Annotated in this window: 15 protein-coding genes; 7 read left to right on the top strand and 8 right to left on the bottom strand. The window is 38.6% G+C overall.

The features are described from left to right. The first annotated feature begins 28 nt into the window (after positions 1-28). The 4 genes from accA to H4J73_RS08640 all read left to right on the top strand — a co-directional run bounded on the left by accA (position 29) and on the right by H4J73_RS08640 (position 4,574). A complete protein-coding gene (gene accA / locus H4J73_RS08655; RefSeq protein ID WP_182180258.1) occupies positions 29-985 on the top strand; it encodes an acetyl-CoA carboxylase carboxyl transferase subunit alpha in 957 nt (318 codons plus the stop codon). A gap of 134 nt (positions 986-1,119) precedes the next feature. After that, entirely contained in the window at positions 1,120-2,490 is a 1,371-nt protein-coding gene (gene tilS, locus H4J73_RS08650) for a tRNA lysidine(34) synthetase TilS (RefSeq protein WP_182180260.1), read from the top strand. 108 nt (positions 2,491-2,598) lie between these two features. After that, positions 2,599-3,840, top strand: coding sequence for a serine/threonine transporter SstT (gene sstT / locus H4J73_RS08645; RefSeq protein ID WP_182180262.1), 1,242 nt, complete (start codon positions 2,599-2,601; stop codon positions 3,838-3,840). Positions 3,841-4,004: 164 nt separating this feature from the next. After that, positions 4,005-4,574 carry an alkylphosphonate utilization protein gene (locus tag H4J73_RS08640; protein WP_182180264.1) on the top strand — a complete coding sequence of 190 codons (570 nt, stop codon included), beginning with the start codon at positions 4,005-4,007 and terminating at the stop codon, positions 4,572-4,574. 128 nt (positions 4,575-4,702) lie between these two features. Here H4J73_RS08640 and H4J73_RS08635 read toward each other — a convergent pair whose 3' ends face one another. Beyond that, positions 4,703-5,155, bottom strand: a complete 453-nt coding sequence (locus tag H4J73_RS08635; protein ID WP_182223158.1) for an isoprenylcysteine carboxylmethyltransferase family protein — start codon at positions 5,153-5,155, stop codon at positions 4,703-4,705. Positions 5,156-5,336: 181 nt separating this feature from the next. On the opposite strand from H4J73_RS08635, the gene H4J73_RS08630 reads away from it, so the two are divergent. Next, complete coding sequence (locus tag H4J73_RS08630) at positions 5,337-5,783, top strand: GNAT family N-acetyltransferase (protein ID WP_259367893.1); 447 nt, start codon at positions 5,337-5,339, stop codon at positions 5,781-5,783. Between the two features lie 187 nt (positions 5,784-5,970). On the opposite strand, the gene H4J73_RS08625 is transcribed toward H4J73_RS08630, so the two are convergent. From H4J73_RS08625 to H4J73_RS08610, 4 genes are all read right to left on the bottom strand, one after another. After that, positions 5,971-7,335 carry a M20/M25/M40 family metallo-hydrolase gene (locus H4J73_RS08625; protein WP_182180266.1) on the bottom strand — a complete coding sequence of 455 codons (1,365 nt, stop codon included), beginning with the start codon at positions 7,333-7,335 and terminating at the stop codon, positions 5,971-5,973. Between the two features lie 16 nt (positions 7,336-7,351). Beyond that, complete coding sequence (locus H4J73_RS08620) at positions 7,352-7,885, bottom strand: YaeQ family protein (protein WP_182180267.1); 534 nt, start codon at positions 7,883-7,885, stop codon at positions 7,352-7,354. Between the two features lie 81 nt (positions 7,886-7,966). Then, complete coding sequence (locus H4J73_RS08615) at positions 7,967-8,344, bottom strand: ribosome recycling factor family protein (RefSeq protein ID WP_182180268.1); 378 nt, start codon at positions 8,342-8,344, stop codon at positions 7,967-7,969. 74 nt (positions 8,345-8,418) lie between these two features. Further along, a complete protein-coding gene (locus H4J73_RS08610; RefSeq protein ID WP_220460054.1) occupies positions 8,419-9,186 on the bottom strand; it encodes a hypothetical protein in 768 nt (255 codons plus the stop codon). A gap of 324 nt (positions 9,187-9,510) precedes the next feature. Between H4J73_RS08610 and cysB the strand changes: the two genes are divergently transcribed. Then, positions 9,511-10,485, top strand: coding sequence for an HTH-type transcriptional regulator CysB (gene cysB, locus H4J73_RS08605; protein ID WP_182180269.1), 975 nt, complete (start codon positions 9,511-9,513; stop codon positions 10,483-10,485). Positions 10,486-10,702: 217 nt separating this feature from the next. On the opposite strand, the gene H4J73_RS08600 is transcribed toward cysB, so the two are convergent. The 3 genes from H4J73_RS08600 to pabB all read right to left on the bottom strand — a co-directional run bounded on the left by H4J73_RS08600 (position 10,703) and on the right by pabB (position 14,269). Next, the gene (locus tag H4J73_RS08600; RefSeq protein ID WP_182180270.1) at positions 10,703-12,094 is read right to left on the bottom strand and encodes an L-serine ammonia-lyase; all 1,392 of its coding nucleotides are present in this window, start codon (positions 12,092-12,094) and stop codon (positions 10,703-10,705) included. Positions 12,095-12,226: 132 nt separating this feature from the next. Continuing rightward, positions 12,227-12,796 carry a CoA pyrophosphatase gene (locus tag H4J73_RS08595; RefSeq protein ID WP_182180272.1) on the bottom strand — a complete coding sequence of 190 codons (570 nt, stop codon included), beginning with the start codon at positions 12,794-12,796 and terminating at the stop codon, positions 12,227-12,229. Between the two features lie 51 nt (positions 12,797-12,847). Further along, positions 12,848-14,269, bottom strand: a complete 1,422-nt coding sequence (gene pabB / locus H4J73_RS08590) for an aminodeoxychorismate synthase component I (protein WP_182180274.1) — start codon at positions 14,267-14,269, stop codon at positions 12,848-12,850. Positions 14,270-14,437: 168 nt separating this feature from the next. Between pabB and H4J73_RS08585 the strand changes: the two genes are divergently transcribed. Beyond that, positions 14,438-15,961, top strand: a complete 1,524-nt coding sequence (locus H4J73_RS08585) for a fumarate hydratase (protein WP_182180276.1) — start codon at positions 14,438-14,440, stop codon at positions 15,959-15,961. Positions 15,962-16,022 lie beyond the last annotated feature (61 nt).

The raw sequence follows: 16,022 nt of genomic DNA, 5'->3' as shown, positions 1-16,022 counted from the left end.
GGCATAGAACATAGGTAAGAATAATCATATGTCATTAAATTTTTTAGATTTCGAGCAACCTATTGCAGAGCTTGATGCAAAAATTGAAGAATTAGAATTAGTGAATAATGGTCAAGAATTAGATCTTGATCTCGAAGAGCAAATTACCCAATTACGTGGTAAAAATGCAGAGTTAACCAAAAAGATTTTCGCTAATCTTGACCCTTGGCAAACAGCTCGCGTTGCACGTCATCCACAGCGTCCATATACGCTTGATTATATTCCGCGCATCTTTACTGAATTCGACGAGCTCGCAGGTGACAGACATTACGCAGACGATCGCGCTATTGTTGGCGGTACTGCACGCTTAGACGGAAAGCCCGTCATGATTATTGGTCATCAAAAAGGCCGTTCAACTGCAGAAAAAGTTAAACGCAACTTCGGTATGCCTCGCCCTGAAGGTTACCGCAAGGCTTTACGCTTAATGCAAATGGCTGAACGTTTCAATATGCCAATCATCACCTTTATTGACACCCCAGGCGCATACCCAGGTATTGGTGCAGAAGAACGTGGTCAAAGTGAAGCGATAGCGATGAACTTAAAAGTGATGTCACGATTAACGGTACCCATTGTTTGTACGGTTATTGGTGAAGGTGGTTCTGGTGGGGCATTAGCGATTGGCGTGGGTGACCGCGTTAATATGCTCAAATACTCTACGTATTCAGTAATTTCTCCTGAAGGTTGTGCTTCAATTTTGTGGAAAACGGCAGAAAAAGCACCGACTGCTGCTGCCGCAATGGGTATTACGGCTACACGTATTAAAGAGTTAGAGCTTATTGATAATATTGTTGAAGAGCCATTAGGTGGCGCGCATCGTGATATGGATATTATGGCCGCTAACTTAAAGCAAGAATTAAAATCAAATCTTGCTGAGTTAGAAGGGTTATCAAAAGATGAATTAATAGAAAAGCGTTATGACAGATTAATGTCTTTCGGTTACTGTTAAGTCGTTTTAAGCCGACATCGGTAAAGTGTTATTTAACATTTTACTGATAAAGTTGCCGCTTTATCTTATGTATCTTTATATGTAAGTTAAAGCTGCAGCTTTGTTCATGCCAGTGTCAATTTACAAAGTAAATTATGATTGAAAATACGTTAAGAGATTTTTTTTCTCAACATCCTACATCATCACTCCTTATTGCCTACAGTGGCGGTATTGACTCACAAGTTCTTTTACACAATCTTGCTTCTTTAAAAAAACAAAATGCAATTAATAGCAATATTCGTGTCTGTCATGTTGATCATGGCTTAAGTCCTAATGCTTTTAAATGGCAAGCATTTGCTAAAGAACAATGCCAAGAATTTGATCTTCCGTTAGAAATTATTCCTGTAAATGTGCAAGCCACTGCACAACAGAGTTTAGAAGCACAAGCGCGTGATGCACGTTATAAAGCACTCAAGTCAGTTGCGACATCAAATGACTTAATTGTTACGGGTCATCATAGTGACGACCAAGCGGAAACCTTCCTACTCGCGCTAAAAAGAGGCTCGGGTTTAAAAGGTTTGTCAGCGATGCAAAGTGAAATAACGTTCGCAGCTCAGTTACTTGTTAGACCCTTATTAACGATTTCTCGAACACAGATTGAAGCTTATGCAAAAGAGCATGCGTTAGACTGGATAGAAGATGAATCTAATATTGATGAGCGCTTTGATCGAAATTTTCTTCGCCACCAAATCTTACCTAAATTAACTGAGCGCTGGCCAAGTATCAACAAAACCATTGCACGAAGTGCCGAGCATTGTCTTGAAGCGCAGCAGTTACTTGATGAATTAGCGGAGCAAGACTTAACTAATTGCCAGCACTCAGCGAATAGGCTTTCTGTGCTTTATTTGAATAGCTTGAGTGAACCGCGGCTTAAGAATCTGTTACGCTATTTTCTATCACTTGGTGATTTTTTAATGCCAAGTCGTCAGCAACTAAAGCAAATATGTCAGCAGTTAAATGCAGACGTTGATAAGTCGCCGATTGTTCAATTAGCTGAGTGTTGCATAAGGCGATTTAAAGGCGAACTGTATTTAACACCTATTTTCCAAGACCTTTCTTTATGGCAGCATGATGTCAATTTAGCGGCTTTAGCAGATAAAAAACTCGTCAATATCGTGCTTCCAGATAAACTCGGTTTATTGAGCTTTTTTATGCCCACTCGTGAAAAGCCCTTAACTAAACATTGGCAAGCGTTTATTAAAAAGCCAATAAATAACGAAATAGTCACCATTCGATTTTCTCATGAAAACCCAAAATGTTTGCCGCAATACCGGCAGCATTCACGGCCTGTAAAAAAGGTCTTACAAGAGCTTGTTATTCCACCTTGGCAGAGAAAAAGATTGCCTTTTCTATTTTATGACAATGAATTAGTTGCTGTAATAGGGCAGTTTGTCTGTAAGGCTTATTCAGCAGATAACGAAAGTTCAGCTTTTTCGCTTTCATGGGAGGGTGAACTGTCTTTATAAAGTGACCGTGTAACGAATAAACTAGACAGTGTTGGTACATAAGTGGTAAAAATCTTTCATCAACACCTTATCTTAATAATAAGAACAATAACTAATATAAGAAAAACTATGACAACAGATAATACTTCTTTAGAAAACCAGTCGCTATTTGGCAAGCTAAAATCTATGAACATCGTAAACCAAATCATTATTGCAATTATTTTTGGGGTTCTTATTGCCCTTGTTTCACCTGAAATAGCTCAGTCATTTTCTATACTAGGGAGTTTATTTGTTAGTGCATTAAAAGCGGTTGCTCCTATTTTGGTGCTCGCTTTAGTCGCCTCATCAATTGCAAATCAAAAACCCAATAGTGACGCTAACTTAAAACCTATAGTTGGTCTTTACTTACTTGGAACAATCAGTGCTGCCTTAGTCGCTGTCGCATTAAGTTTTGCTTTTCCTGTGCAATTAACGTTAGATATAGTTGGCGCAAATGCTAATCCACCACAAGGTTTAGGTGAAATATTATCAACGTTAGCATTTAAAATTGTTGACAACCCTTTCAATGCTGTTGTTACAGGGAATTTTATTGGAATTTTAGCTTGGGGGTTAGGCTTAGGTTTCGCCTTAAAAAAAGGCAGTGAATCAACAAAAGTGATGGTGCATGATTTTGCTGAAGCTATTTCAAGTGTTGTCAAATTGGTTATTCGTTTCGCACCTTTAGGTATTATGGGCTTAGTTGCTAATACGATAGCAACAACAGGTTTTAATACCTTGGGTGAATTTAGTCATTTAGTACTGGTGCTTTTAGGTTCAATGCTTATTATTGCGTTGGTGGTTAATCCTATTATTGTTTATTTTATTATGCGTAAAAATCCTTATCCGTTAGTACTCACGTGTTTAAAAGAATCAGGCATTACTGCGTTCTTTACGCGTAGTTCGGCGGCAAATATTCCTGTGAATATGGAATTATGTGAAAAGCTTAACCTACATGAAGACACTTACTCCGTTTCAATCCCTTTAGGGGCAACTATTAATATGGCGGGAGCCGCGATTACTATTACCGTTTTAACACTTGCCGCGGCGAATACTTTAAATATTGAAGTTGATTTTGCGACGGCTATTTTATTGAGTGTTGTTGCTTCGATATCAGCTTGTGGTGCTTCTGGTGTGGCAGGTGGGTCGTTATTACTTATTCCATTGGCTTGTGGTTTGTTTGGTATCGATAGTGACATTGCGATGCAAGTTGTCGCAATAGGTTTTATTATTGGTGTTATTCAAGATTCTGCTGAGACGGCGTTGAATAGCTCTACAGATGTTATTTTTACCGCAGCAGCCTCACACCATATCACTAAAAACTTAGATCAATAGCTTTTACCCTTAATTTAAAGACGGTATTGTAATGCCTAACGTACTGTCTTTAAATGAAAGGGGAGCGCCATTTACCTTCAGTGATTAATCAGCACTTTTTAAATCACTTCATTAGGAGCATAATGGCGAAAAATTATCTTCCCAAAAATTAGTGAATTAATATTATGCCTACCGAAAATGCATTAAAAGCACGCAGTAACACTCGCTGTGAATTGTGTACCTCAATCGACAAACTAGCGGTATTTCCAGTCCCCCCAACCAGTGATTTAAGTGCTCAGCAGTGTATATATCTCTGTGCTACTTGTATGGCACAAATTAATGGTGAAGCAGAAATAGATGTTAGTCACTGGCGTTGTCTAAATGACAGTATGTGGAACCAAGAACCTGCCGTGCAAGTAATGTCGTATCGACTGCTTCATAAGCTTTCTGCAGAAAGCTGGGCACAAGATGCACTTGAAATGATTTACATGGAAGATGATGTAAAAACCTGGGCAGAGCAAGGTATCGCAGCCGCTGAGCGCGAAGGACCAACACGAGACAGTAACGGCACTGAATTACAAGATGGTGACGATGTTACCCTCATTAAAGATTTAAAAGTAAAAGGCGCTAATTTTACGGCTAAGCAGGGCACTATGGTGCGTGGCATCACACTAACAGATAACCCTGAGCACATAGAAGGTAAAGTAAATGGTACGCGTATTGTTTTAGTTTCAGCGTATTTGAAAAAAGCTTAAACATTCTCATGCTATAAAAAATCCCTTCAAATGGAGGGATTTTTTATGTTCAACTCTTTCTCATACACTCTGTCTTCCGGTGCATTAGTGCATCGAAAACGTAGATAAATTTATTTTTAAGGAATGGGTTATAACCACCGCCTAACTTTTGTCTGGTAATCTTTATACTGCTGACCAAATATCTTCATTAACATCTGTTCTTCTGGAATAATTTGATAACGCGTCATGTAACTTATAAAAATGAGTATCACGGGTAAGCACATCAAATGCTGTAAGTAATAAGTGAGAGATACGAGAGCTATAAGCATGGCTAAATACATAGGGTTACGAGAAATAGCATAAATGCCTGAACTGACGACTGTTGAACTTGTTTCTGGCTTTGTTGGGTTAACCGTTGTTTTATGTTTTTTAAAACTGACTATGGCTGAAATACCCACACCCACCGAAAGTACTAATAACAATAGAGCAACTATCAGGTACGCTGGCCAATTGAATGAAAACATAGGCCACAATTTACTGAAGGTTATCATCAAGATAACAGCGAATAGTACTTGTACAACAGGTATTATCTTCAACTCCATGATTTTCCTTACTGTGAAAATATTTTATTAAACGTTATGTTAGCAGACTGCGTTGCTTGTTAATCATCATTCATCGATAAATTTATCATTAGCCGTTATAGGTTCTTTAGTAGACACGATTAGTGGTTTTTATGTATTGTATTGAGTCGTGGGTAATTCGTGATTAAAAAAACGTAAAAATATGCAAAATGATGGAAAAGTAACAATAGGATTTCGACAAGCACAGCGAAGTGATATTCCCTATTTACTGCAATTAAGAAAAGCCTCAATGGGAGATCATCTTGTAAGCGCGGGACTAAATTTATCTGATCAACAGCACCTCGAACGGATCAATGAGTTCTTTGCTGATTCATCTATTATTTTGATAAATAAACAGCCCATAGGATTGATAAAATTGGGTGTTTTAGCTGATAAATTACATATCAGACAGTTGCAAATATCTCCACAATATCAAGGAAAAGGAGTGGGCAGTAGAGTTTTAGTGTTAGTCAAAAAAAAAGCGAAGGAACTTAAGTTGCCATTAACTTTAAACGTTTTGTTGGCAAATCCGGTGATCTCTTTATATTTACGCCATGGTTTTATTGTTACTGGGCAGAGTGAATTAGAGTACCAAATGCGTTGTGATTGATAAGATCTAGCCAGCTTTTTATGTTCACGATGAACGGTCATTATTTATGTTCTATAAAATCATAAAATCATAAAATCATAAAATCATAAATACCTACATCCTTGTAGGCATCCATTTCTTTACGACAGTATTACATCCTCGTACGTCGATGACAAACAGTGACAATGTTTAGAATGAATGGCAATACTTAGTAAATTTTTCCACTTGCTCGAACGGTACTTACATCGATACGTGTTGGCGTAATACTGCCATCGACTAACCCTTGAGTCGCTACGGATAACGACTCTATAACCTCGTACATCGAATCTAAGTCTAGGCTATTGATATCATCAGATATTTGATGATAATGCTGATCTTTATCAAGTTGTGTGCTACTAAAACTATGGGCTGGAACACCTAGTCTGGCGAGTGTCGCATTGTCTGAACGATAAAATAAACCTTGCTCAGGGTATGGGTCTTTGTAGACTTTCGTGTTTTTTTCCTGCAAGCTGGCGTTAAGTAATTCGCCTAAGTTTGAACGTTCCATTCCTGTCATCCACATTGTACCCGCACCAAATTTTGAAGGTTTACCGATCATTTCAATGTTGATCATTGCCACGACATCATCAGGGTTCAATTGTTGTGAAAAATATTTCGAGCCAAAGCCACCAATTTCCTCAGCAGTAAAAGCGCTGAACATCAATGTTCTTTTATTAGTACCTTGGCTCGCGTAATGCTGTGCAAGGTTAATAACAGCTGAAGTACCTGATGCATCATCATCAGCACCATTAAAAACCTCTTTACCATCTGCGCTTAACCCTAAGTGGTCGTAGTGAGATGAATATAAAACGACTTCTTTTGCCTTGTCTAGATTTTTATCTTTGCCTGGGAGTATCGCAACAATATTGGTTAACGTTTTCTCAGTAATGCTCGTGGCCGCATTAACCACTAGAGAGGTTATTTCACTGTCATCAGCTAACACCATAACAATAGCACCTTGGTGCTTAAGACTAAGCTTAGTTAAGCCTCGTTTAAAGTAACCTTGATAACCGGCAAACGTTTTCGCGTGAGCTGAATGAATAATAACAAAGTGTTCGCCGCCCTCATTATTGATTTTACCTAAAGCCGCACGCATATTGTCAGTTTCGCCAATAATATGGGTATTAACATCTTCTGCACTGTTCCATGCAAGCGTCGCGATGGTGCTTGCCATACCTAATTGGGCGACCTCAATGGCATTACCGTTTAATGTTACCGTTAAACTGCTGGGCATAATGCTGGTGACTTTAAAGGTTTGCTTGAAGTCTTTATTCGTATCAAGTGGAGTTAACCCTATTTCTGTAAAACGTTGGCTAATATAATCAGCGGCTTGATCAATTCCTGGTGAAAAGCTTGCTCGCCCTTTTAGATTATCGCTCGCTAGGTAAGTGATATCTTTCACAACTTGTATTGAGGTCATTTTAGCAATTTTCACCGCAGGTGTTGGTTGTTCACCACAGGCTGAAAGCAAGGTTATTCCAGCGAGCAGCGCTAAGGATAAACAGTTTTTTTTAAGGTTGTTTTTTATTATCATTATTTGTCCTTAGTTATTATTGTAATGTTGTCGTTTCAATTAAAAGGGTTTCATCGCCTGCGGTTAGCCATAACTGGCCATCTTGAATACTGCATTGAAAGTCCATTGAGCGTCCAGCGAGTTTTGCTAATGCCTCACAGGTTTCTTGACTAACCATCTCGACGGAAAGTTTATTCAGTAAGCGCAATTTATTTTGTGATTGTTTCCACCATGTTTCCGCACTACTACCATAGGTGTAAAGAATAACTTTTTGGGCACGATTACATGCTTTTTTAAGACGTTTTTCATCAAGCTGGCCAAGCTCTATCCATAATTCAATGACTTCTGAGTAGTTAATTTGCCAGATAGCGGCTTCCTCTTCGTCACTAACGCCTTTACCAAACTGCAAATTTTCACTTGCGTTTAAAATGAAGGCTAACAGACGAACCATCATGCGGATATCTGTTTCCGAAGGGTGCTGGGCGATGGTTAAATTGAGGGTGTCGTAGTAATTTCTGTCCATATCAGACAGCTGTATACTGGCTTTATTGATTGTTGCTTTTAGTGCCATGATTTTCCATAAAGTAAGTAATGCTAATCTAGCTATAGTACTCGTTCTAATAGAGGGAATACAGCTTGTAAGTCTTTTATTCTACTGCCATTCTAATTCATCTATCACTTTTCTTGCTTCAATAATCGTACAGTCAGTGCGAGCCATTAACTGGTTAACAGTAAGAGGAGACTTTAATTGGGCTATTCGCATAAGTTCATCATGACTGAGGGCTTGTCGTTGGCTCATTAAATAACTGACTAGCCACTGCCAGCTGGGTTCTTCTGAACCTTGTATAAATGCGACAACCGCTTCTAATTGCTCAAAGCTCGCTTTTAGCTGCCAATTACGAGAACGACCAATCCTATAAAGTTCACAGCCACATGCTCTTATACCGGCTTTAAGGGCATAAGCTTTTATAATTTTTCTCAGCAATGAGGGGAGGTTAATGACAGGTATATGACTGGGCGATGTTTTCATGAGTTAAATCGGCTGTTAAAAGAGAATAAAAAACCAGCAAAATGCTGGTTTGAATCTTTACTAAGGGTAGATTGTTACCATTTTTTCTTTGGTTGAAATAACATATCTATATCGTCTTCTTGATCTTTAGCTTTCTTGGCAGCATCTTTAGCGTTTGTGGTTTTAAGTGCATTGGTTATTTCTTCGAGTTTAATCTCAACTTCAGCTTTTTTATTCGTTGTATATTCCGACTGCAAAGGGTGCGATGACAATGTTTGTAGTGTTTTTTCATAATATTGGCGGGCTGAACCTAACATCTCTTTTTCATGAGCGATATTACCACGCTTTAACAAACTTTCCACACCAATTTGAAGTTGCATAGTGTCGAGTTTTTTATCTTCATGAGTGAATGTTTGTGCGTCTAATGCACCTTTGGCTTGCTCTGATTTTAAGGTAAGTCGTAATTTTTTAATAGACTGTAAAATAGCAACAAGTTGTTGTTCATTATCAGGAAGAATGAATTGTTCTTCTTGTTCTGGTTGCGAAGCTGAAAGTTCTTCAGAGGCTTTTAACCTTGATTCTATTTCATTTACCTTATTTTTTATTTGCTTTGATTCAGGTAAAATAGACCTCATCATTTTTGCAGCGGTTAGGCTGCGACGATTAAGAATATTGACAATATTAGGGTTGCTTGGCAAATTAGCAAGTTTAATAATAAGATCTTCACTTTCATCTATAATTGCTTTTTGCTTAGCTGCTTTTGTTCGTTTTTCTTTATCTTGTTTTTCTTTGTGTTGCTGAAATGCACTAACAGCTACAACAATAATGATTAATGCAATAATTAAAGCAATGATAATGCCCATAATATTAACTACTCGTCTATGAAAATGAAAATGTCTTTAACGCAGTCTACAAAAAATGTACACATTAGCATAGCCTTATATGAACCTTTTATCAGTAAGGAGTGTTTAAGACAGTTGATATGTTTTTATTTTTAATTAAAAATGTCATTTGAAAATATCACCGCGGCTTCATGTGACTTTTTGGTATTATTGTTGTAATAATCCTACATTTTTAAAGTTAATCACAAAAATTAGCATATTAATTAAAATTAATATGGAATAAGTTTTCATTTAAGTATATATTTTTTGCATAAGCAATCAGTATAAAAATTTTGAAGTATAATTATGAAACTGCAACAACTGCGCTACATTGTTGAAGTACTCAACAATAATTTAAATGTGTCTGCAACAGCCGAAAGCTTATTTACCTCTCAACCGGGCATAAGCAAGCAAGTTCGTATGCTAGAAGATGAACTCGGTATTCAAATATTTGGACGTAGTGGTAAACATTTAACTCATGTTACCGCGCCAGGTAACGAAGTGATTAACATAGCTACAGAAATCCTCTCTAAAGTTGAAGCCATAAAAGCGGTTGCCCGTGAGCATACTCAGCCAGATGAAGGAAAATTACGTATAGCAACAACGCATACCCAAGCGCGTTACGCCTTACCTGAAGTCATCAAAGGTTTCATGAAAAAGTACTCAAAAGTTTCTTTGCAAATGTCACAAGGTACTCCCTCACAAATAAGTGATGCTGCTGGAAAAGGCGATGCGGACTTTGCGATAGCGACAGAATCATTGCACTTATATAACGATTTAGTCATGTTACCTTGCTATCACTGGAACCGCAGTATTATTGTGCGACCTGATCACCCTTTAGCGAAGAAACAAGGCATCACCATTGAAGACTTAGCAAAGTATTCTTTAGTGACTTATGTTTTTGGTTTTACTGGCCGTTCAGAACTCGATACCGCCTTTAATAGTGTGGGTATGGAGCCTAAAATAGCGTTTACAGCAACTGATGCTGATGTGATTAAAACGTATGTTCGTTTAGGTGTTGGTGTCGGTGTCATTGCAACAATGGCAATAGACTCTCGAATTGATAGTGATTTAGTGGCTATCGATGCAAGTCATCTATTTAATTCAAGTACGACCAAAATAGGTTTTAGACGCGGTACTTTTTTACGGGGATATATGTTTGATTTTATCGAGCGGTTTGCTCCTCACTTAAATCGTGATTTAGTAACTAAAGCTGTCTTATTGAAAAACAATAATGAAATAGATGAAATGTTTGTTGATATTAAATTACCTATTCGTTAATAAACGCGTGATTTAAGCTCAAAAACCCCCAATAAAAAAGCGACTGGTATTAGTCGCTTTTTTATGTTCAGGATGAACGGTATGCCGTGGTGCCATGGATGGCAAGGAACGACGAATGTTCAGGATGAACGGTATGCCGTGGTGCCATCGATAGTAAGGAACGAAAATGCTCTGCCATCAACCCTTTGTCTGTTGACGCTTTGCGATTAAAAATGTCTTAACATTCAGTAATGTTCACCGCTAAGCCGCCACGTGAAGTTTCTTTATATTTAGTTTTCATATCGTTGCCTGTTTCCCACATGGTTTTAATCACTTTATCCAGTGGTACCTTTTGATTCCCCGTTCCGCGTAATGCTAAGCGAGAGGCGTTAATCGCTTTAACCGAGCCCATTGCATTACGTTCAATACAAGGAACTTGTACTAAACCACCAACAGGATCACAGGTTAATCCTAAATTATGCTCCATACCTATTTCTGCTGCGTTTTCTACTTTACTTGGCGTGCCTCCCATAATTTCAGTTAATGCACCTGCAGCCATAGAGCAAGCAACACCCACTTCGCCCTGACAACCCACTTCTGCACCAGAAATTGATGCATTTGTTTTGTACAAAATGCCAATGGCTGCTGCAGTTAGCAAGTAGCGAACACAAGTGTCTTCATCAACGGGTTTAACAAATTTATCGTAATAACACAGCACAGCAGGAATAATACCAGCGGCGCCATTAGTTGGGGCAGTAACTACACGGCTACCGGCGGCATTTTCCTCGTTAACCGCTAATGCAAATAAGTTCACCCAATCCATAGCAATAAGTGGATCATTATTATTCTCAACTGACAATGCTTTAAATAGGGCCGGGGCCCTGCGCGCAACTTTTAAACCACCAGGTAAAATGCCTTCTGTTTTAATACCACGGTCAACACAATCTTTCATTGCTTGCCAAATATCAACTAACTTAGCTCTAACTGTCGCTTCATCAGCTAAGCACTTTTCATTGTTCATCATGATAGTACTGATCCTGAGGTTTTTTTCATTCGCTTCGTTAATCAACTCGGTTGCTGATGAAAAATAATGTGGGCGTTTTATATTATTATGAAGAGATAGTGCTTTGTCTTTTTCTTTTTCAAAGTCGCGTGCGTTAACAATAAAACCGCCACCAATTGAATAGTATGTTTGTTCGAGTAATAAAGTACTTTCTTTCCCTGCAATTTCTGCATAAGCGAATATAGTCATCGCATTAGAGTGAGCCGGCAACGTTTTACGACGATGATAAATAATAGCGTCATTTTTAGGAAATGAAACAACGTGTTCGCCATTAAGTGATATGTGTTGGCTACTAACCACAGCTTCAAGAATTGAATCAATATCTTCTACGGCAATCGTGTCAGGGTTTTCACCAGACAAGCCTAAAATAACAGCTTTACCGGTACCATGGCCAATACCTGTTTGCCCTAATGAGCCAAAAAGCTCGCATTTTACGCGCGTTGTTTGGGTTAATTTATTCTCATTTTTGAGCTGTTCAACAAATAACTTCGCAGCTTTCATTGGACCTACGGTGTGGGAGCTTGAAGGGCCAATGCCAATGGAAAACATATCAAATACACTAATCATACTTAAAACCTGCATTTATTTTGTTAAAATTAACAAAAGTTGGAATTATCTTCGGTAATTGTAACTGAAAGCTATCACCATGAAAAACAATAATAGCTTAATTATAGGTGATATTAGGCATACATTTAAACGTTATGATAATTGAATGGCTAAATCTTTAAGCATGACGGCGGTTGCGCCCCATATGTTATGGTGCTCAAAGGGCGTAAAGTGAATTGAAAATGGTTTTCGATGGCGCTCTATGGTAACGGTATAATGATTACTAATGTTGAGAAAGTGCTGTAAGGGTACGTGAAAAATTTCAGCAACTTCATTTTCATCCATTACATAATGTTGTTTCTTGTCAATAAAAGCGATAATGGGGGTAACCACATAGCCGCTGATTGTTTCATAAGGGAGCAATTGACCGACAATATTTATGTTGTCACTATTTAGGCCTATTTCTTCTTCAGCTTCTCTAATTGCCGCGCTAACGAAACCTGCATCAAAATCTTCCATTTTACCGCCTGGAAAACTAATTTGTCCTGGATGATGCTTTAAATGGCTGGCGCGTTTGGTAAGCACAACAGATAACTGTTTATTTTCTTCAATTAAGGCAATAAGAACGGCTGCAGGTTTAAGCGTCGCATGGTGCTGATATTGATGAAGTGAATCGTTGAGTATTGATAACTGAAATTTTTGCAGAAAATCATGCTTTGTCATTATAAATCCATCCATTGCGAGTAAAGCTAAAACAGCAAAAGGAGCGAAAAATTAAAGTGCTGATAACACAGGTAATATTTTATTTACTTTATCAAAGGTTTCTTGATATTCACAGTCTACCTTTGAATCTGCAACCACACCACCTCCAGCCCAGCAATAGAGGGCGTTTTCTTTTGTTACGATGTTTCTTTCACATAATAAAGTACGAATGGTAATACTCGTGTCCATGTTTCCACAAGCCGAGATATAGCCAACAGAGCCACAATAAATACTGCGTTGATGGGGTTCTAATTCGTCAATAATTTCCATGGCTCTTATTTTTGGGGCGCCGGTAATTGAGCCACCAGGAAATGATGCAGCTAATAAGTCTGTCGCCTGATACTGCGGTGCTAATTCACCTTCAACAGTACTCACTAAATGATGAACCGCAGGAAAGCTTTCAATGTTAAACAACTTAGGAACTTTGACTGAACCGGGCATACAAACTTTACTGATGTCATTTCTGAGTAAATCTACAATCATTAAGTTTTCGGCGCGATCTTTCTCTGAATGCTGTAAATCAATCGAATTTTGCAGGTCAATGGTCGCATCATCGCTACGTGGTTTGGTGCCTTTAATGGGCTTACTTTGTACTTTATTCGCTATTTTTTGTAAGAATCGTTCAGGAGAAATACTTAAAATACTTGCATTATCAAACCGTAAAAAAGCAGAAAATGGTGCTTTGTTTTTCTCACGAAGTGCACAATAAGCGTCAAATTCATTACCTTGATAAGTCGCTTTAAAACGCTGAGCTAAATTAATTTGATAACAATCACCGGACAATAAATAGTTTTGTACTTGTTGAAATTTTTCATCATAACTGGCTTTACTCATATTCGATTGCCACGTTGACGTTAATGAAAACTTTTCAGTTGCTTGTTGGCATTGAGCGGCTAAAGCGAGTTGCTCATTTATAGTAACGGTTAAGCTTTTGCGAAGTGATTGTGGACAAACAAGCCAGAACTGCTGCTGTTTGTGATCAAAAATTAAAGCGTGTAAATAGATGCCAACTGACATTTCAGCTAAATCAATATCATGGGTGGTTAGATTAGGTAGTGCTTCAAAGCGTCGACCTAAGTCATAAGAGAAATACCCAAGACTGCCACCATTAAAAGGCAGATGGCTACGAGTAACGTTAATATCACTAAAACACTGTTGCTGAATATTTTTAATAAGTGTTAAGGGGTTTTCATCACTAATTTCTTTCTTGTTATCTTTTAGCCAATGTATTTCAGTTTGTTCACCGTGTGTGGTTAGTGTGACTTCTGGTTGCCAAACCATAATGTCAAAATTACTATCAACGTGAGAAGGCGCCTTTTTATTCCCACAGGAATCAAGCCACATCGCCCAAGGCTGTTGACTAAAAACTGAGAATAGTGCGGCTACATCAATCGATTTGTCTACAGTAAAGTGCTGGGCAGAAATAGTGAACATGACAGGTTATACTCGATAATATTGTGGTAGCTCGTTAACAAGAAGGGTATGATATCTGCAAATTCATAACTTTCAACCCTTTTTAACGACCCGATATTATCTGTAATTTCAGGGACGTAGGAAAATGCGGTTGGACTACATATGTAGATCTGCATAAAAGAGGCCCTCATGACTATCATTAAACAACAAGATTTAATTGAAAGTATTGCTGATGCATTACAATATATTTCTTATTATCACCCGTTAGACTTCATTCAAGCACTTGAAAAAGCTTATCATAAAGAAGAAAGCACAGCAGCGAAAGACGCTATTGCTCAGATCTTAATTAATTCTAGAATGTCAGCTCACGGGCAGCGCCCAATTTGTCAAGATACGGGCATAGTGACATGTTTTGTAAAAGTCGGAATGGATGTTCAATGGGATAAAACTGACTTAACCGTCCAGCAAATGGTTGATGAAGGTACTCGACAAGCTTATTTAAATCCAAACAACCCTTTACGCGCCTCTATTGTTAAAGACCCCGCTGGTGCACGTATTAACACCAAAGACAATACACCATCAGTTGTGCATATTGATATGGTGCCAGGCGGTGGTGTCGATATTATGATTGCTGCAAAGGGAGGAGGCAGTGAAAATAAATCTAAAATGGTAATGTTAAACCCAAGCGATTCAATTGCTGACTGGGTCGTTAAAACACTACCAACAATGGGCGCAGGTTGGTGTCCACCGGGCATGTTAGGGATAGGTATCGGTGGTACGGCTGAAAAAGCAGGCGTGCTTGCTAAAGAAAGTTTGATGGACCCTGTTGATATTCAAGAGTTAATTGACCGTGGTGCAGAAACAGCAGAAGAAAAGCTCCGTTTAGAAATTTTTGAACGCGTAAATAAACTCGGCATTGGCGCACAAGGCCTTGGTGGTTTAACAACGGTTGTTGATATTAAAATCATGTCGGCGCCAACGCACGCCGCATCAAAACCTGTGGTCATGATCCCTAATTGTGCAGCAACTCGTCACGTACACTTTCATTTAGATGGTTCAGGACCCGCTAATTTAACGCCACCTAAGTTAGAAGACTGGCCAGAAATTACTTGGGAAGTGGGTGAAAACGTTCGCCGTGTTAACGTTGACGATTTAAAGAAAGCCGATATAAGCTCATGGAAAACCGGTGAAACCGTTTTACTGAGCGGTACGATATTAACTGGACGTGATGCTGCTCATAAGCGTATTCAAGAGATGTTAGCAAAAGGCGAAAAATTACCTGTAGATTTTACGGATAAGTTTATTTACTACGTAGGCCCAGTCGATGCTATACGTGATGAAGCCGTTGGCCCCGCCGGACCAACAACAGCAACACGTATGGATAAATTCATGGAAATGATGCTTGCTGAAACAGGTTTACTTGGCTCTATTGGTAAAGCGGAACGTGGTGCGGCTACGGTTGAAACAATTAAAAAGCATAAGTCAGTGTATTTAATGGCTGTAGGCGGCGCAGCATACCTCGTATCAAAGGCCATCAAAAAAGCTAAAGTGGTTGCTTTTGAAGATATGGGTATGGAAGCTATCTATGAATTTGAAGTTGAAGATATGCCAGTAACAGTTGCTGTTGATACTCAAGGCGAATCTGTTCATGTTACTGGACCGGCTATTTGGAAAGCTAAGATTGAAGTACAAGATGCTCAGTCAAAAAGCTAATTGATGGCGATTTTGTGGTAATCAATTTATAGAAAGCGCCTCAGGGCGCTTTTTTATTACC

Origin of the sequence: Colwellia sp. MB3u-41 (genome assembly GCF_014076845.1) — a bacterium.
In the GTDB taxonomy this organism is placed as follows: Bacteria; Pseudomonadota; Gammaproteobacteria; order Enterobacterales; family Alteromonadaceae; genus Colwellia_A.
The sequence above is the reverse complement of the archived record's forward strand: the minus strand, read 5'-3'. Positions and strand labels throughout refer to the sequence as shown.